Origin of the sequence: Streptomyces sp. CA-181903 (assembly GCF_050937075.1) — a bacterium.
Classification (GTDB): Bacteria; Actinomycetota; Actinomycetes; order Streptomycetales; family Streptomycetaceae; genus Streptomyces.
Genome location: NZ_JBNJLY010000001.1, coordinates 678,141 through 697,084 on the forward strand (window position 1 = coordinate 678,141; position 18,944 = coordinate 697,084).

7 protein-coding genes are annotated in these 18,944 nt (G+C 75.6%); all 7 read right to left on the reverse strand.

Annotated elements, in window-relative coordinates; genetic code table 11:
- Window positions 1-9: 9 nt before the first annotated feature.
- The gene (locus ACQEVS_RS03045) at window positions 10-1,782 is read right to left on the reverse strand and encodes an FAD-dependent monooxygenase (RefSeq protein ID WP_433014804.1); all 1,773 of its coding nucleotides are present in this window, start codon (window positions 1,780-1,782) and stop codon (window positions 10-12) included.
- Window positions 1,769-2,578, reverse strand: a complete 810-nt coding sequence (gene ubiG / locus ACQEVS_RS03050) for a bifunctional 2-polyprenyl-6-hydroxyphenol methylase/3-demethylubiquinol 3-O-methyltransferase UbiG (protein WP_433014807.1) — start codon at window positions 2,576-2,578, stop codon at window positions 1,769-1,771. Before ubiG ends, ACQEVS_RS03045 begins: the two co-directional genes overlap by 14 nt.
- 61 nt (window positions 2,579-2,639) lie before the next feature.
- Window positions 2,640-4,481 carry an asparagine synthase (glutamine-hydrolyzing) gene (gene asnB / locus ACQEVS_RS03055; RefSeq protein ID WP_433014810.1) on the reverse strand — a complete coding sequence of 614 codons (1,842 nt, stop codon included), beginning with the start codon at window positions 4,479-4,481 and terminating at the stop codon, window positions 2,640-2,642.
- Between the two features lie 118 nt (window positions 4,482-4,599).
- Entirely contained in the window at window positions 4,600-5,103 is a 504-nt protein-coding gene (locus ACQEVS_RS03060) for an SRPBCC family protein (RefSeq protein ID WP_433014814.1), read from the reverse strand.
- Between the two features lie 17 nt (window positions 5,104-5,120).
- Window positions 5,121-5,810, reverse strand: coding sequence for a class I SAM-dependent methyltransferase (locus ACQEVS_RS03065; RefSeq protein WP_433014817.1), 690 nt, complete (start codon window positions 5,808-5,810; stop codon window positions 5,121-5,123).
- Window positions 5,811-5,944: 134 nt separating this feature from the next.
- Complete coding sequence (locus ACQEVS_RS03070) at window positions 5,945-13,357, reverse strand: type I polyketide synthase (protein WP_433014820.1); 7,413 nt, start codon at window positions 13,355-13,357, stop codon at window positions 5,945-5,947.
- Window positions 13,358-13,407: 50 nt separating this feature from the next.
- Window positions 13,408-18,921: an SDR family NAD(P)-dependent oxidoreductase gene (locus ACQEVS_RS03075; protein ID WP_433014823.1), complete on the reverse strand. Its 5,514-nt coding sequence runs from the start codon at window positions 18,919-18,921 to the stop codon at window positions 13,408-13,410.
- Window positions 18,922-18,944: the final 23 nt, after the last annotated feature.

The window sequence follows — 18,944 nt, forward strand, 5'->3', positions numbered from 1 at the left end:
GGGGATGCCTCAGGCCTTCCCGCGGGCGCGCAGCAACTCGGCCATGACGCCGGGCAGTTCTCCGGCCCGCGAGCCGTCGGCCGCCCGCCAGGCGACGTGCGCGTCCGGCCGGACCAGGACGCAGCCGTCCGGGCCGACCTCCCGGACCCGCGCCCACTGCCCGTACGGGTCGCGCAGGTCCTCGGGCGTGCCGATGACGCGGACCGTCACCGGGACGCCGGTGAGGCGCCCGGCCTCGTGGGCGGCGGCGTGCCACCGCTTCCCGCCGGGGCCGGTGAGCAGGACGAACGCGCCGCGCCCCACGACGTCGAGGGTGGAGAGGGCGCGCCGGCCGTCCTCCAGCCAGGCGTGCGGGACGTGGGCGCCGGGCCAGGTGGTGGGCCGGTAGTAGAGCTCGGGGTCGCGGTCGCCGTCCGGTTCGGGGGTGTCGGGGAGGGTGGCGCCGTCCCGGTAGCGGTAGCCGAGTTCCACACCGTGCGCGTTGACCTGGTAGTTGACGCGGCGGGTGGCGTCGGCGAGGGCCGCGCCGCGGGCCCGGGCCTCCGCCGTGTCGTCGTGCAGCGACTCGAGGATGCGCCGCTGTTCGTCCGCGCTCTGGCCCTCGGTGAAGCCCAGTGCCTCGGGGACGGCCAGCAGGTCGGCCATGCTGCGGACGGCGCGGTCGACGACCTGCCGGCCCACCGGGTGCCGTTCGCTGTGGTAGGTGTCCAGCAGCTCGGGTCCGGCCGGTCCGTCGAGGACGAGTTTGAGCTTCCAGCAGAGGTTGAACGAGTCGGCGACCGCCGAGTTGAGGCCGAGCCCGTTGGTGGGCGGCCCCTGGTGGACGGCGTCGCCGACGCAGAACACCCGCCCGGCGCCGTACCGTTCGGCGACCGTGCCGTTGACGTCCCAGGGTGAGACGTCCTTGATGCGGACGGTGACGGAGTCGTCGCCGATGCTCTCCAGGACCCGCGCCCGGATCGCCTCGTGGTCGCCGGGGTCGAGGGGCGCGTCGGGGTGCGGGAAGGTGAGGAAGACCCACTCGTCCCAGGGACGGACGCTGACGAAGACGCGGCCGTCGGTCGGCGGCCGGCCGGGGACGGCGCCGACGTAGAGGATGCCGGGCCGGTGGGCGGCGTACCGGCTCAGGTCGGCCTCGAACCAGACGGAGACGGCCCGCGCGACGGACCGCGCGCCGGTGAGGCCGAGGCCGAGCTGGCGCAGGACGCGGCTGCGGGCGCCGTCCGCGCCGATGAGGTAGTCGGCGCGGACGGTGTACTCGCGGCCGGTCCCCCGGTCGCGGACGTGCGCGGTGACGCCCTTCTCGTCCTGCGTCAGGGACAGGAACTCCTGCCCGAACCGGAGCTCGCCGACGCCGGCCTCCTCGACCGCCTCGACGAGGATCGGTTCCAGCAGGTGCTGCGGCAGGTTGCACATCCGGGCGGGGCTGGCCGCCCGGTAGTCCCCGATCCGGTCCGGCCCGTTGCCGTACGCGTCGAGCCGGGCGACCTCGGCGCCGGTGAAGGTGGACATGAACACGTGGTTGGCGAGGAGTTCGGGCGGGGTGGCCCGGTCCAGGACCCGCTGTTCGACGCCGAGGTCGCGGAAGATCTCGCCGGTGCGCTGGTTGAGCAGGTGGGCGCGGGGGGTGTGCGCGGTGCCGCGGTGCTTGTTGACGAGGAGGTGGCGGACGCCGTAGCGGGAGAGGGCGAGGGACGCGGCGAGGCCGGCGGGGCCGCCGCCCACGACCAGGACCGGCACCCGGACGTCGGCGGCGTCCCCGCCGGGGTCACAGGCCGGCATCCGTGCTCCCCCCGGCCTTGCGGGCGTACCCGGCGTAGATGACGGAGATGTCGGTGCTGGTGCCGAGCCGGAACTCACGGCCGAGTTCGCCGTACGAGATGTGGCCGCGGGCCCGGCGGCGGAGCAGCCGCAGCACCTCCAGCCGGCCGCGGCTGGAGGAGAAGCCGACCTGGCCCTTGTTGCGCAGGCCGTGCCGGCCGAAGACCCGGTAGAGCTCGTCGGGCTTGATGAACTGCCGCCAGACGTGCAGGTCCTTCTCGGCCCAGCTGACGGACGGCCAGTCCTGCGCCATCTTCACCATGACCAGCCAGGAGGCGAAGGTCCGGTTGATGGTGTCGTAGAGATAGTGGCCGCCGGGCCGGAGCACGCGGGACGCCTCGGAGACCGCGCGGTCGACGTCGGTGACGTGCTCCAGGGTGTCGCAGCAGTAGACGAGGTCGAAACTGCCGTCGGGGAACGGCAGTTCCTCGGCGGTGCCCTGCCGGTAGGTGATGTCCAGGCCCTGCTCCTTCGCGTGCGCGGCGGCCGCGTCCAGGGACGGCTGGGACGGGTCGATGCCGGTGACGCGACAGCCGGCCCGGGTGAACTCCTCGGCGAGGAGGCCGCCGCCGCAGCCGATGTCGAGGACGTTCAGCCCGTCGAGGTCCATCCGCAGCCGACGGGTGAGGACGTCGTGGAAGTAGGCGAAGCGGGCGGGGGTGAACTCCTGGAGGGTGGCGAACGGGCGGTCGTCGCGCCACCAGGAGTCCGGGCGGTCGTAGACCGCGTTGTTGACCTTGGCGGGGGCGTCCTTCACGGGGATTCCTTAGGGGTCGAGGGGGCGGGACGGACGGGAGGGAACGGGAGGGGGCGGGGGCTCAGGTGAGCTTGACGACCGGGCGGCGGACGTCCAGCCAGACGGCCAGGTCGAGGACGCGTTCGAAGGCGTCGCGCGCGTCGCGGCGGACGGCCTCGGGCGCGCCGTGGGCGGCCTCCCGGAGGGCGGCGCCGTCGAAGAAGCCGACGGCCTGGTGGTCCCCGGCCAGCAGCTCGGAGACCTGCGCCTGGAGGGCGGAGACGTAGCGGAGCTCCTGCGTCCGGGGGTACAGGGCCTTGACGCGCTCGACGACGGAGCGCGGCAGGACGTCCTGGGTGGCGCCGCGCAGCAGGCTCTTCTCGCGCCCGTCGTAGGTCTTCATGGCCCACGGGGTGTTGTACACGTACTCGACGATCCGGTGGTCGCAGAAGGGGACGCGGACCTCCAGGCCGACGGCCATGCTCATGCGGTCCTTGCGGTCCAGCAGCATGGGCAGCAGGCTCGTCAGGTGCACGTGGCAGAACTCGCGCATGCGGCGCTCGTGCGCGCCCTCCCCCGGCACCTCGGGGACCTCGGCCACGGAGTCGGCGTACCGCTGGGCCCAGTAGCCGGGCACGTCCAGGGTGCGCAGGAGCAGCTCGGGGTCGATGAGCTTGGTGGGGTGGCCGGACGGGTCGAGGGAGGAGGCCGTGACCCACGGGAACATCGCACGTTCCTGGACGGCCGGGATGTGGAACCAGGGGTAGCCGCCGAAGACCTCGTCCGCGGACTCGCCGGAGAGGGCGACGGTGGAGTGCTCGCGGATCGCCTTGAACAGCAGGTAGAGGGAGTTGTCGGCCTCGCCGAAGCCGAACGGCAGGTCGCGGGCGGCGACGACGGCCCGGCGCACGGCGGGGTCGGCGAGCTGCTGGTGGTCGAGGCGGATGTCCTGGTGGACGGTGCCGACATGGCGTACGACGTCCCGGGCGAAGGGGGCGTCCTGGGTGTCGTGGAGGTCGTCGGGGTTGAACCCCTCGCTCTGGACGAAGTCGACGGTGAAGGTGCGGGCCTGCTTGCCCTGCCGGGCGAGGTGGCGGCCGGCCAGGGCGGTGAGCGCGCTGGAGTCGAGGCCGCCGGAGAGCAGGACGCACTGCGGCACGTCGGCGACGAGCTGGCGGGCGACGGTGTCGTCCAGCAGTTCGCGGATCCGGCGGACGGTGGTCTCCGTGTCGTCCCGGTGCTCCTTCGCCTCCAGCGTCCAGTAGACGTGCTCCCGGACGCCGCCGCGGTCGACGGTGACGACGGTGCCGGGGCGCACCTCGCGCAGGTTCGCCCAGACCGACCGGCCGGGGGTCTTGACGAAGCCGAACAGCTCGCGGAAGCCGTCGGTGTCGACGACCGGTTCGACGAGCGGGTGGGCCAGCACGGTCTTGGCCTCGGAGCCGAAGACCACGCCGTCCTTGGTGAGGTGGTAATGGAGGGGCTTGATGCCGAGCCGGTCGCGGAGCAGGACGAGCCGCTCGGTGCGGCCGTCCCAAAAGCCCAGGGCGTACATGCCGTTGAGCCGGTCGGCGACCCCGGGGCCCCACTCCAGGTAGCCGCGGAGGACCACCTCGGTGTCGCTGGCCGTGCGGAACGCGTGTCCCCGGCGGCGGAGTTCGTCGCGCAGTTCGGTGTAGTTGTACGCCTCGCCGCTGTAGGTGAGGACGACCGGGCCGTCCTCCGTCTCGGCGACCATGGGCTGGACGCCGCCCTCCAGGTCGATGACGGACAGCCGGCGGTGGCCGAGCGCGGCGTGCCGGGACAGCCAGGCACCCTCGGCGTCCGGGCCGCGGCAGACCATCGTGTCGTTCATGGCCCGCAGCACGGGCCCTTCACCCTCCAGGTCGCGTTGGAAGGAGATCCAGCCTGCGATACCGCACATGGTTGCCCAGCCCTCGTTTCCGGTCGTTCGGTGTCGGTATTCGGTTGTCGTTCTTCGGTTGTCGTTCGGTGCGGGTGCCGGAGCCCTTCTTCCCGTGTCGGGCTCCGGCGGTGCCGGCTCAGCGCCGGGTGGTCATGTACGTCCGCAGTCCGTCGATGTGCGACCGGCCCGTCGGCGCGAAGAAGAACCGGTCGAGCGCGTGCCGTACCAGCGGGAGGCTCCAGGGGGCGCGCAGTTCGGCGGCCCACCGCCAGCGCAGCCGGGAGCCGTGCGGGGTGGGTTCGACCACGTAGTCCTCGACCAGCCGCCGGAAGATCGGGCGGGAGGCCGCGGTTCCGGTGAAGGTCTTGCGGCGGCCGTCCTCCCAGCGGTAGAAGCGCTCCTTGAGGACGAAGTCGCCGCTCATGCTGATCTCACGGGTGGTTCCGACGCCGAAGGGGCGTTCGGAGGTCCAGGTCAGTTTCTCCATGCCCCGGGTCCAGCTCGACGCCTCGTCGCCGGTCAGCACCGACCAGGTCTCCTCGGGCGGGAAGGGCAGGTCGACGGTGCGGGTGTGGCGCATGGGCGCCGAGGTGAGGAAGGCGTCGCCCGCCTCCAGGATGGGGTACCAGCGGTGTGCCATGGCCGTCTCCCCTCCGCTCAGCGGGCCGTGCGGGCGCGCCAGAGGCCGACGCAGCCGCGCACGACGAGGTCGTGGTCGGTGAAGTGCTCGGTGAGCTGGTCGCGCAGGTCCTCCAGGCTGTCCTCCTGGTTGTGGAAGACCCCCTTGGCGTTGAGCTTGTCCATCAGCGAGCGGCCGGCGCGGGTGACCGGGACGCCCTGGGAGAGGACCGTGCTGCCGAAGACGTACCCGCCGGGCTTCACGGCCCGCGCCGCGTGGCGGAGGGCTATGCCCTTCTCGCGCAGGCTGCCGGGGATGCAGTGCAGCAGGAAGCTGAGGGCGACCGAGTCGTACGAGGCGTCGGGCACGGGCAGCGGTTCGAGGGCGTTGCCCTGGACCTGGGTGACGCGGTAGCGCTTCAGGCGGCGGGCCGTGAACGCGAGGGTGCTGGGGTTGAGGTCGACCAGGGTGATGTCCGGGTCGGGCGTGGGGAACGGGCAGTTGTCGAGCAGGTAACCGGTGCCGACCCCGACCTCCAGGTGCTTCTCACCGACGCAGGTGGCGTACATCCGGTGGAAGTTGCGCGGCGAGCAGCGCCAGAACAGGGGCGCGCTGCCGCGGAAGACGACCAGGTCGTAGAAGGTGAGCGCGCGCCGGTGGTAGGCGGACTGGCCGTCGATGACGTCCTGGTCGACGGGTTCCGGCCGGCGGACCTGATCGATGCTCATGAGTGCGGTGTCCTTCACTGTTGTGGGTGGTACGGGTGGGTGGTGGTCGTGGAGTGTGCGGGGGTGGTGTGCGGTGTGGGGTGGCTCGCCCGCCGCAATGGCCGTGGTGACCGCGGTGGCCCCGGCGCGGTGGCTCAGCGGCGGTGCGGTGGCTCGACGGCGTTCGGGCCGGCGGCGGTCGGGCCGGCGGCGGTCGGGCCGGCGGCGCCTGGAGCCGCGTCGCCCGGAGCAGCGGCGCCCGGAGCGGCGGCGCCCGGAGCAGCGGCGCCCGGAGCAGCACCATCGGGATCGGCTCCGCCCGGATCGGCGAGCCGCTTCAGGACGGTGCGCAGGGTGCCCGCGGCGTGCTCCCCGGCCAGGCCGAAGTGGTCGCCGGGCACCTCGCCGGCGCTGTCCGCCGCGGGCCAGGCGGCCTGCCAGCCGGCGTCCGGGAAGGCGGCCAGCGGCTCGGCGGCCCGCAGGTGGACGACCGGGGTGGTCAGGGGCTCCGGCCGCCAGTCGGTGAACAGCCGGTCGTAGCCGCCCATGGCGGTCAGGCAGGTGTCGTCCCAGCGGTCGTCGCCGGGGCCGAGCGAGCCGCCGCCGTCGCGCAGCCGCCGGCCGATCTCCTCCTGGATCGCGGACAGCGCCGGGCTGCCGGGGAGGTAGCTGTCCAGCAGGACGAGGGCGTGGGCCGGGGTGCCGAGCGCCTCCAGCCGGGCGGCGACGGCGTGGGCGATCCAGCCGCCCGCGGAGTGGCCGAGGAGGGCGAACGGGCCGTCGGGGGCGCAGCGCCGGACGTCCTCGGCGTGGTGGCGGGCGAGCGCCTCCAGGGTGTCGGGGAGGTCCTCGCCCGGGGTGAAGCCGGGGGCCGGGAGGGCCCACAGTTCGGCCGTGTCGTGGGCGGCCGCGGCGAGCCGGGCGTACTGGTGGGCCCCGGAGCGGCCGGCGAACGACGGGAAGCAGAGCAGGCGGGTGCCGGCCGGGCCCCGGGAGAGCCGCACCGGTTCCGGGTGGGCGGCCGGGCGTTCGCCGGCGCCGAAGACCGGGCGGTAGCGGGAGGCGGTCCGCAGCAGCTCCTGGAAGGCGGCGAACTCGCCGAGTTCCCCGGCGCGCAGGGCCAGCGCGGCGAGGGTGCCGTCGCCGGTCCCCTCCTCGTCGCCTGTCGGTTCCTCCTCCAGGGCGGCCAGCAGATGGGCGGCGAGCGCCTTGAGGGTGGGGTGGTCGAAGACCAGGGAGGTGGACAGGGTGAGGCCGGTGGCCGTCTGGAGGGCGGCGCGGAGCTCGGCGGCGGCGAGCGAGTCGAAGCCCAGCTCGGGCAGGCCGACGCTCGCCTCCACCGCCTCCGTCGTCGGGTGGCCGAGCACGGCGGCGATGTGCGCGGCCGCCAACTCGGTGACGACCCGCTCCCGTTCGCCGCCGGAGAGCGGCAGGAGGCGGTCGCGCAGCGACGTCCCCTCGACGGCGGGTTCGGCGGGCGCCGCGACACGGCCGCCGGTGACGGGGGTTCCCGGCATGGCGGGGGCGACGACGTCGGGCCAGTAGCGCTGCCGCTGGAACGCGTAGGTGGGCAACGCGACGCGACGGGCGCCGCGTTCGGTGTGAAAGCGCTCCCAGCCGGGACCGGCCGCGCCGCGTGCGCGGGTCCGGGCGAGGGCGGTGACCAGGCTCGTCTCCTCGTCCTGGCCGCGCCGGAGCAGCGGTATGGCGGCGGTGCCGTCGTCTTCGCCGCCCAGGGCGTCCCGGACCAGTGCCGAGAGGACCCCGCCGGGTCCGAGTTCGAGGAACGTCGTCACGCCGTCGGCGGCCAGCCGCCGGACGCCGTCGTGGAACCGCACCGGGCGGCGGATGTGCCGCACCCAGTAGTCCGGAGTGCACACCTCCTCCGGCTCCAAGATCTCTCCGGTCACATTGGACACGAGAGTGACGCGGGGGGCGCGGTAGTCGAGCCCGGCGGCGACGGAACGGAAGGCGTCCAGTACGTCGTCCATCAGCGGCGAGTGGAACCCGCGCGTCACGCGCAGCCGCTTGGTGCGGCGGCCTTGGGCGGCGAGCAGGTCCGCCACCCGCTCGACGGCTTCGCGCCGGCCCGATATGACGGTCGCCCGGGACCCGTTGACGGCCGCGATGCCCACGCGGTCGTCGTCGGCCAGGGCGGCGGCCACCTCGTCCTCGGCGGCCTCGACCGCGACCATGATGCCGTCCGGCGAGGAGGCCGCCATCAGCCGGCCGCGGGCGGCGACCAGCGCGCAGGCGTCCTCCAGGGAGAGCACACCGGCCACGTGGGTGGCGGTCAGCTCGCCGATCGAGTGCCCGCCGAGCCGGTCGGGGACGACGCCCCAGCCCTCCAGCAGGCGGGCGAGCGCGACGCCCGTCGCGAACAGGGCGGGCTGGGTGTACGCGGTGTCGTCGAGCAGCGCGGCGCCGGGCGTCCCCTCCTCCGCGAACAGCACGTTTTTGAGGGGGCGTTCGAGGTGCGCGTCCAGGTGGCCGCAGACCTCGTCCAGCGCCTCCGCGTAGGCCGGGAACGCCGCGTACAGCGCGCGGCCGGCGCCCGGCCGCTGGCTGCCCTGCCCGGGGAAGAGGAACGCCGTCCGGCCCCCGGCGGCGACGTCGCGGACGACGTGCGGCGCCGGGTTGCCGGCGGCCAGCGCGGCCAGCCCGGCGAGCAGGCCGTCGCGGTCGGCCGCGACGACGGCGGCCCGGTGCTCCAGCGCTCCGCGCGTGGTGGCGAGGGAGTAGCCGACGTCCAGCGGCGTCAGCCCGGGCCGCTCGGCGACGTACGCGCGCAGCCGCTCGGCCTGGGCGCGCAGGGCCTGCTCGCCACGGCCGGAGAGGACGCAGGGGACGAGGGTGGGCCCGTTCCCGCGCACGTCGCGGTCGGGCGCCACGCCCTTCGCGGGCGCGGACACGTCTGCCCCGGGCGCGAGCGCGTCCTCCGCCCGTTCCATCTCCCGCTCCCCGGGCGCCTGTTCCAGGATGACGTGCGCGTTGGTGCCGCTGATGCCGAACGACGAGACGCCCGCCCGGCGAGGACGTCCGGGCTCGGGCCACTCGCGTTCTTCCGTGAGCAGGGCGACCGCGCCGGACGACCAGTCGACGTGCGGGCTCGGCTCGTCGGCGTGCAGGGTACGGGGCAGGACGCCGTGTTCCATCGCCTTGACCATCTTGATGATCCCGGCCAGGCCGGCCGCGGCCGCGGTGTGGCCGATGTTGGACTTCACCGAGCCCAGCCAGAGCGGCCGGCCGGCGGGCCGTTCCTTGCCGTAGGCGGCGATCAGCGCCTGGGCCTCGATGGGGTCGCCGAGGGGCGTGCCGGTGCCGTGGGCGTCGACGGCGTCCACGTCGGCCGGCGTCAGGCCGGCGTTGGCCAGGGCCTGGGTGATGACGCGCTGCTGGGAGGGGCCGTTGGGGGCGGCGAGGCCGTTGCTGGCGCCGTCCTGGTTGGTGGCGGTGCCCCGGACCAGGGCGAGGACGGGGTGGCCGTTGCGGCGCGCGTCGGACAGCCGCTCGACGAGGAGCAGGCCGGCGCCCTCGCCCCAGGCGGTGCCGTCGGCGGCGGCCGAGAACGCCTTGCAGCGCCCGTCGGCCGCCAGCCCGCGCTGCCGGGAGAACCCGACGAACGCCTGCGGCGTGGACAGCACGGTCACACCGCCCGCGAGGGCGAGCGTCGACTCGCCCGAGCGCAGCGACTGGCAGGCCAGGTGCAGGGCGACCAGGGAGGAGGAGCAGGCGGTGTCCACCGTGACGGCCGGGCCCTCCAGGCCGAACGCGTAAGCCAGGCGGCCCGAGATGACGCTGGCGGCGTTGCCCGTCAGGACGTACCCCTCCAGGCCCTCCGCCGCGCCGGCGGCGAGTGCGGTGTAGTCCTGGCCGCTGGAGCCCGCGAACACGCCGGTGCGGCTGCCGCGCAGCGACGTCGGGTCGATGCCGGCCCGTTCGAACGCCTCCCAGGCGGTCTCCAGCAGCAGCCGCTGCTGCGGGTCCATGGCCAGGGCCTCGCGGGGGCTGATCCCGAACAGTGCGGCGTCGAACCGGTCGGCGCCCTCGATGAAGCCGCCCTCGCGGGTGTAGGTGGTGCCGGGGTGAGCGGGGTCGGGGTGGTAGAGGGCGTCGAGTTCCCAGCCGCGGTCCTCGGGGAACGGGGTGATCGCGTCGCGCCCGTCGGCCACCAGCCGCCACAGGTCCTCGGGGCCGGCGACGCCGCCCGGGAAGCGGCAGGCCATGCCGACGACGGCGATCGGGTCGTCGTCGGCCGCGGTGGTCGCGGCGGACGGGGCCTCCGGCGCGTCCTCGCCGAGGAGTTCGGCGAGGATCCGGCGGCTCAGCGCCTCGGGCGTCGGGTGGTCGAAGACCACCGTCGCCGGGAGCGGCAGGCCCGTCGCCGCGCGCAGCCGGTTGCGGAGCTCCACGGCGGTGAGCGACACGAAGCCGATCTCGTTGAACGGCCGCCCGGGCTCCACCCTCACGTCCTGTCCGAGCACCGCGACGGCGTGCGCGGCCACCAGGTCGACCAGGACCCGGACCCGTTCCGCCTCGGGCAGCCCCGCCAGTCGCCGCAGCAGCGCGGACGCGGCCGTGTCGGGCTCCTCCTCCGGCTCGTCCCGTTCCACGGCCGTGCGTTCGGCGCGCTTGGCCCACCAGGCCGACAGGGTCGGCAACAGGGCTTCCAGCCGGGACAGTTCGTCGGCGTCGGCGAGTTCGAGGAGGGCCGCGAGGCCGTCGTGGTCCTCGTCCGCGACGGCCGTCCAGAACCGCTCCTCCAGCGGGTCCCGGTCGCCGGGGCGGGTCTCGACCCAGTAGCCGCGCCGCTGGAAGGCGTAGGTGGGCAGCTCGGTGAGGCGGCGGGCGGCGGGCGGGAAGGCCGGGGTCCAGTCGACGGCGAGGCCGCGGGTGTGCGCCTCGGCCAGGGAGGTGAGGAAGCGGCGCCAGTCGCCCTCGTCGCGGCGGAGCGAGCCGACGGCGACGGCGGGGACGCCCGCCTCCTGTGCGGCCTCCTCGACGCCGACGGTGAGGACGGGGTGCGGGCTGCACTCGACGAACGCGCCCTGGCCCTGGGCGAGCAGGTCGCGGACGACGGGCTCGAAGCGGACGGTCTCGCGGAGGTTGCGGTACCAGTAGTCGGCGTCCAGCCCGGCGGTGTCGACGGTCTCGCCGGTGAGCGTGGAGTGGAAGGGGACGGTCCCGGTGCGCGGCCGGATGCCGGCGAGGTCGGCGAGGACGCGCTCGCGGACGCGCTCGACCTGGGCGGAGTGGGAGGCGTAGTCGACGGGGACGCGGCGGGCGCGGATCTCCCGGGCCTCGCAGCGCTCCAACAGCTCGTCCAGGGCGGCGGGTTCGCCGGAGACGACGGTGGACAGCGGCCCGTTGACGGCCGCGACGGACGCCCGGTCGCCGAGGCCGTCCAGCAGCTCGGCGACGGCGTCGGCGCCTAGGGTGACGGCCACCATCCCGCCGGTGCCGGACAGGATCTCGCCGATGGCCCGGGAGCGCAGCGCGGCGACCCGGGCGCCGTCCTCCAGCGACAGGCCGCCGGCGACGCAGGCGGCGGCGATCTCGCCCTGGGAGTGCCCGACTACACCGGCGGGCTCGACGCCCATCGACCGCCACAGCGCCGCCAGCGACACCATCACGGCCCACAGCACCGGCTGGACGACGTCCACGCGCTCCAGCCCGGGGGCGCCGGGCGCCTCCCGCAGGACGTCCGTCAACGACCAGTCGACGAACGGCTCCAGGGCCCGTTCGCACGCCTCGACGCTCTCCCGGAAGACCGTGCTGGTGTCGAGGAGGCCGACGGCCATCCCGGCCCACTGGGAGCCCTGGCCGGGGAAGACGAAGACCGCGCCGTCGTGTGTGGCGGCGGCCTCGCCGGTGACCAGGCCGGCCGCGGCACCGGCGGACGCCAGCTCCCGTACACCGGCGGCGAGTTCGTCGGGGCCGCCGACGACGACGGCCCGGTGGGTGAAGGCGGTCCGGCCGGCGGCCAGCGTCCAGCCGACGGCCGCCGGGTCGGCGTCCGGCCGGGTGTGGAGGTGCGCGGCGAGGCGTTCCGCCTGGGCGCGCAGGGCGCCCGCGCTCTTGGCGGACAGCGGCCAGGGCAGCACCTCCGCGACCCCGGCGGGCGCGGCCGGCTCCTCCTCCGGCGCCTGTTCGAGGATGACGTGGGCGTTGGTGCCGCTGACGCCGAACGAGGACACGCCGGCCCGCCGGGCGCGGCCGGTGTCCGGCCACTCCCGGCGCTCGGTCAGCAGCTCGACGGCGCCGGCCGACCAGTCGACGTGCGGTGTCGGCTCGTCGACGTGCAGGGTCCGCGGGAGGACGCCGTGCCGCAGCGCCAGCACGGTCTTGATGACGCCGGCGACGCCCGCCGCGGCCTGCGTGTGCCCGAAGTTGGACTTCAACGAACCGAGCAGCAGCGGCTGTTCGGCGGGCCGGTCCTGGCCGTACGTCGCGAGCAGCGCCTGTGCCTCGATGGGGTCGCCGAGCCTCGTCCCCGTGCCGTGCGCCTCGACGGCGTCCACGTCGCGGGCGGACAGCCGGGCGTCGGCGAGCGCCTGCCAGATGACCCGTTGCTGGGACGGGCCGTTGGGGGCGGTGAGTCCGTTGGAGGCGCCGTCCTGGTTGACGGCGGAGCCCCGGACGACGGCGAGCACGGGGTGCCCGTTCCGGCGCGCGTCGGAGAGCCGTTCGAGGACGAGCATGCCGACGCCCTCGCCCCAGCCCGTCCCGTCGGCGCCGGCGGCGAACGCCTTGCACCGGCCGTCGGGGGCCATCCCCCGCTGCCGGCTGAACTCGACGAACATGCCCGGCGAGGCCATGACGGCCGCGCCGCCCGCCAGCGCCACGGTGGACTCGCCGCGCCGCAGCGACTGGCAGGCCAGGTGCAGGGTCACCAGCGACGACGAGCAGGCGGTGTCCACGGTGACCGCCGGGCCCTCCAGGCCGAGGACGTACGACAGCCGGCCGGAGAGGACGCTGGCCGCGCTGCCGGACAGCAGGTAGCCCTCGAAGTTCTCGGTGGCGCGCTGGAGGAGGGCGCCGTACTCCTGGTGGCCGGTGCCGACGAAGACGCCCGCCCGGCTGCCGCGCAGCGTCTCCGGGTCGATCCCGGCGCGTTCCAGCGCCTCCCAGGAGGTCTCCAGCAGCAGCCGCTGCTGCGGGTCCATGGCCAGGGCCTCGCGGGGGCCGATGCCGAAGAACCCGGCGTCGAACCGGTCGGCGTCGCGCAGGAAGCCGCCCTCGCGGGCGTAGCAGGTGCCCGGGTGGTCGGGGTCCGGGTGGTAGAGCGCGTCGAGGTCCCAGCCCCGGTCGGCGGGGAACGGCCCGACGGCGTCCCGTCCTTCGTCGACGAGCCGCCACAACTCCTCGGGGCTGTCGACGCCGCCCGGGAAGCGGCAGGCCATGCCGACGACGGCGATCGGCTCGCCGGCGACGGCCTCCAGCTCCTCCAGCCGGCGCCGGGTCTCCCCCAGGTCGGCGGTGACGCGCTTGAGGTAGTAGCGCAGCTTGTCCTCGGTGCGCTGTGGCACGCCACCGCCACCGGTGGCGGTCTTCTCCTCGGTCCCCATGGACGCAACACCCTTCACAGTTCGACTTCGACGGCACGGTTTCCGAGCGGTCAGGAGATTCCGAGTTCCTTCTCGATGTAGTCGAAGACCTCGTCGTCGTCGGCGGCGGTGAGGTCGGTGACGGACGCCGGTTCGTCGTCGGCCGGGGCCGGCCGGTCGTCGTCCCAGCGGGCGGCGACGGCCCGCAGCCGGGTGGCGACCCGGACCCGGTCCGGGTCGTCCGGCGGCAGCGCGGCGAGGGCGGTCTCCAGCCGGTCGAGGTCGTCGAGGACGGACCGGGCGGCGGGCGCGCCCTCGGCGGGCAGCGCCTCGCGGAGGTGCCGGGCCAGGGCGGCGGCCGTCGGGTAGTCGAAGACGAGGGTGGCGGAGAGCCGGGTTCCGGTGGCGGCGGTGAGCCGGTTGCGGAGTTCGACGGCGGTCAGCGAGTCGAAGCCCAGCTCCTCGAACGGCTGGTCGGGGGCGACCGCGGCGGCCCCCGCGTGGCCGAGCACCTGGGCGGCCTGGGTGCGGACGAGGTCGAGCAGAACCCGGTCGCGGCCTGCGGCGTCCAGCCCGGCGAGGCGCTGCCGCAGGTCCCCGGCGGCGTCCGGCCCGGCGTTCCCGACGGTCCGGACGGGCGGCGGGACGAGCCCGTGGAACAGCGGCGGCAGCCGGTCGGAGGCGGCGCGCAGGGCGGCGGTCTCCAGTCGGACGGGCAGCAGCACCGGCCGGCCCCCGCCGAGGGCGGCGTCGAAGAGGGCCAGGCCCTCGTCGGCGGAGAGCGGCAGGACGCCGGAGCCGCGCATCCGGCGCCGGCCGGCCTCGTCGAGCGCGTCGGCCATGCCTCCGGTGCCCTCCCAGGGCCCCCAGGCCAGGGAGAGGGCGGGCAGCCCGGCGGCGGCCCGGTGGGCGGCGAGGGCGTCGAGGTAGGCGTTGGCCGCCGCGTAACTCCCCTGTCCGGCGCCGCCGAGGGTGGCGGTGGCCGAGGAGAACAGCACGAACGCGGCGAGCGGCAGGCCGCGGGTGAGCTCGTGCAGGTGGCGGGCGGCGTCGGCCTTGGGCGCCAGGACGGCGGCGGCGCGCTCGGCGGTGAGGGCGGGGACGACGGCGTCGTCGACCACGCCGGCCGCGTGCACGACGGCGGTCAGCGGGCGGTCGGCGGGTACGGCGGCGAGCGCGGCGGCGAGGGCCGTGCGGTCGGACACGTCGCAGGCCCGGACGTCCACCCGGGCGCCTAGGGCCTCCAGTCCGGCCACCAGCTCCTCGACACCGTCGGCATCGGGCCCGCGCCGGCCGAGCAGCAACAGGCTCCGTACGCCGTGCCGTTCGGCCAGGTGCCGGGCGACGAGCGCGCCCAGGGCGCCGGTTCCGCCGGTGACGAGGACGGTCCCGTCGGGATCGAGTGCGGGCGGTACGGCGTCGGCCGGGAGCCGGGCCGCTGCCAGCCGGGGGACGCGTACGGCGCCGTCGCGCAGGACGAGTTGAGGCTCGTCCGAGAGGAGCGCCTTCAGCAGCTCCGGCGTCGCGTCGGCGTCCGGCGGGAGGTCGGCGAGGACGAACCGGCCCGGGTTCTCGGCCTGCGCCGCGCCCACCAGGCCCCAAATGGCGGCCAGTTCGGGGTGCGAGACGGCGTCGTCGGGGCCGGTGGCCACGGCGCCGCGCGTGAGGACGGCGAGGACGGACGACGTGGTGCGCTCGTCGGCGAGCCACCGCTGGAGCAGGGCCAGGGTCTCGGCGACGGTCTCACGGACCGGCCGGCCGGGCGCCGGGACGACCAGCGCGACGTCGGGCACGGGCGTGTCGCTGTCGAAGCAGGGGTGGTTCACCGGCTCGTCCCCGGCGGGCAGGGACGAGGCCACGCCCGGCAGTCCGTCGCCGAGCACCGCCCAGGTGCGGGTGCGGGCCTCCGGCTCGGCGTCGGGGGCGGCGGTCCAGCGGACCTCGTGGAGGGCGTCGTCCCGGCGGGCGGCACGGAGTTGGCCGAGGGAGACCGGGCGGGCCTGGAGGGAGTCGGCGGTGAGGACGGGGGTGCCGTCGGCGTCGGCGACGGTGAGCCGCATGGCGTCGGGCCCGGCGGGGGCGAGGTGGACGCGGAGCGCGGTGGCGCCGGTGGTGTGCAGGCCGACGCGGTTCCAGCAGAAGGGCAGCCGGACGGTGTCGCCGGTGTTGCCGACGAGCCCGGCGTGCAGGGCAGCGTCCAGCAGCGCGGGGTGCACCCCGTAGCCGGCCGCGTCGGAGCGGGCCTCCTCGGGGAGGGTCACCTCGCCGAACACCTCGTCGCCGGACCGCCAGAGCGCGCTCAGGCCGCGGAACGTCGGCCCGTAGGCGAAGCCGTCGGCGACGACCGACGGGTAGAAGTCGGCGAGGTCGACGGGCACGGCGTCCGCCGGGAGCCAGTCGCCGGCCAGGTCGCGGGCGGGCTCGGGGGTGCCGGGGGCGAGGGTGCCGTGGGCGTGCCGGGTCCATTCGGCGGCGTCGTCGGGCCGCGAGTGGACGGCGACGGTGCGCCGGCCGTCGGCGTCGGGGGCGCCGACGGTGAGCTGGACGTCGGCCGGGCGGGTGCCGGTGAGGATCAGCGGCGCCTCCTGGTCGAGCTCCTCGACGGTGCCGCAGCCGACGCGGCGGGCGGCGTCGAGGACGAGGTCGAGGTAGGCGGTGCCGGGGACGATGACCGTGCCGAGGACGACGTGGTCGGCGATCCAGGGGTGGCTGCGGGTGGAGATTCGGCCGGTGAGGACGAGCCGGTCGTCGTCGGCCGGCCGTACGGCGGCGGTGAGCAGCGGGTATCCGGCGGCGTCGAGGCCGAGCGCGGCCGGTCCCGCCGTGCCGTCGCCGGTGTCGGCGGGCCGCAGCCAGTGGCGTTCGCCCTGGAAGGCGTAGGTGGGCAGGTCGAGGTGCGGGGTGGGTCCGGCGGGCAGGGCGGCGGCGAGGCCGGTGCGGGCGCCGCGCGCCCAGGCGTGGGCGAAGGCCGTGCGGACGGTCTCGGGCTCGGGCCGGTCCTGCCGCAGCAGGGGGACGGCGGTGAGGTCGGCGCCGTCCTCCGCGGCGGTGTCCTGGGCGAGGGCGGACAGCACGCCGGCGGGCCCGAGTTCGAGGCAGGTGCGTATGCCCTGGGCGAGGAGCCGGCGGACGCCGTCCTGGAAGCGGATGGTCTCGCGGACGTGCCGTACCCAGTGGCCGGGGTCGTGGGCCTCGTCGGCGGTGAGGGTGCGGCCGGTGAGGTCGGAGACGACGGGGAGGGCGGGGGCGTGGAGGGTGACGCGGTCGAGGACGGCACGGAAGTCGTCCAGCATGCCGTCCATGCGCGGGGAGTGGAAGGCGTGGCTGACGTCGAGGCGCTTGGTGCGGCGGCCGTCGGCGGCGAAGCGTCCGGCGATCTCGCGGACGGTGTCCTCGTCGCCGGAGACGACGACGGCGCGGGGCCCGTTGACGGCGGCGACGGCCGCGAGGTGGGCGCGGTCCGCCAGTAGCGGCAGCACTTCCTCTTCGTCCGCCTGGACGGCCGTCATGGCGCCGCCGGGCGGGAGTTGGGACATCAGGCGGCCCCGGGCCGCGACGACGGCGGCCGCGTCCTCCAGGGAGAACACCCCGGCGGCGTGCGCGGCGGCCAGCTCGCCGATGGAGTGGCCGAGGACGGCGTCCGGGCGCAGCTCCCACGATTCCAGGAGCCGGAAGAGGGCGGTCTCCAGGGCGAACAGGGTGGTCTGGGTGTGCAGGGTGCCCCGGAGGAGGGCCGGGTCGCCGGTACCGAGGACGAGGGCGCGGGTCTCGGCGCCGAGGCCGTCGCCCAGGGCCTCGCACACGTCGTCGAGGGCGCGGGCGAAGGCCGGGTGGCCGGCGTACAGCTCCGCGCCGGCGCCGGCGCGCTGGGCGCCCTGGCCGGTGAAGAGGAACGCGGTCTTGCCGGCGCGCCGGACGGTGTCGCGGACGAGGTGCGGCGCGGACGCGCCGTCGCGCAGCGCGTCGAGCCCGGCGAGCAGGTCGTCGCGGGTGGTGCCGGTGACGGCGGCGCGGTGTTCCAGGGCGGCGCGGGAGCGGACGAGGACGCGGGCGAGGTCGCCGGGGCGCCACTCGGGGTGGGTGCGGACGGCGTCGCCCAGCCGGGCGGCCTGGGCGCGCAGCGCCTCGGGGCTCCGGGCGGACACGGCCCACACCAACGGACCGTCACCGTCCGGCAGTTCGTTGGGAGAGACCGAATTGTCACCCTGTTCGAGAATCACGTGGGCGTTGGTGCCGCTGATGCCGAACGACGACACGGCGGCGCGGCGCGGGCGCCCGGTCTCGGGCCAGGCGACCGGTTCGGTGAGGAGGGAGACGGCGCCGGAGGACCAGTCGACGTGCGGGGTGGGCGCGTCGACGTGCAGGGTGCGCGGGAGGGTGCCGTGGCGCATGGCGAGGACGGTCTTGATGACGCCGGCGACGCCGGCGGCGAGCTGGGTGTGGCCGATGTTGGACTTCACCGAGCCGAGCCACAACGGCCGGTCGGCGGGCCGCCCTTGACCGTAGGTGGCGAGCAGCGCCTGCGCCTCGATGGGGTCGCCGAGGGAGGTGCCGGTGCCGTGCGCCTCGACGGCGTCGACCTGGTCGGGGGTGAGTCCGGCGTCGGCGAGGGCCTCGCGGACGACGCGCTGCTGGGAGGGGCCGCTGGGGGCGGTGAGCCCGTTGGAGGCGCCGTCCTGGTTGACGGCGGAGCCGCGGACGACGGCGAGGACGGGGTGCCCGTTGCGGCGGGCGTCGGAGAGGCGTTCGAGCAGCAGGACGCCGCCGCCCTCGCCCCAGGCGGTGCCGTCGGCACCCGCGGCGAACGCCTTGCACCGGCCGTCGGGGGCGAGCCCGCGCTGCCGGCTGAACTCGACGAACATGCGCGGCTCGGCCATGACGGCCATCCCGCCGGCCAGCGCGAGGGTGGACTCGCCGCGCCGCAGCGACTGGCAGGCCAGGTGCAGGGCGACCAGCGACGACGAGCAGGCGGTGTCGACGGTGACGGCCGGCCCCTCCAGGCCGAGGACGTAGGCGAGCCGGCCGGAGGCGACGCTGACGGTGGTGCCGGTCAGCAGGTAGCCCTCGGCACCGTCGGAGCCCTGCCGGGCGCCGGTGGCGTAGCCGAGCGGCGCGGTGCCGACGAAGACGCCGGTGCGGCTGCCGCGTACGGACTCGGGGTCGATCCCGGCCCGTTCGAACGCCTCCCAGGCGGTCTCCAGCAGCAGCCGCTGCTGCGGGTCCATGGCGACGGCCTCGCGGGGGCTGATGCCGAAGAACGCGGCGTCGAACCGGTCCGCGCCGCGGACGAACGCGCCGTGCCGGACGTAGCTCTTGCCGACCCGGTCGGGGTCGGGGTCGTACAGCTCGTCGGTGTCCCAGCCGCGGTCCTCGGGGAACGGGCCGACGGCGTCGGTGCCGTCGGCGAGGAGCCGCCAGAAGTCCTCGGGGGAGCGTACGTCCCCTGGGAAGCGGCAGGCCATGCCGACGATCGCGACGGGTTCGCGGGCGGCGTCGGCGAGCCGCTGGTTCTCCTGCTTGAGCCGGGTCGCCTCCTTGACGGACGCGCGCAGCGCTTCAAGGACCTTCTCGTAACTTGCAGCCATCGTGGTTCTCCGCCGTCCGGGCG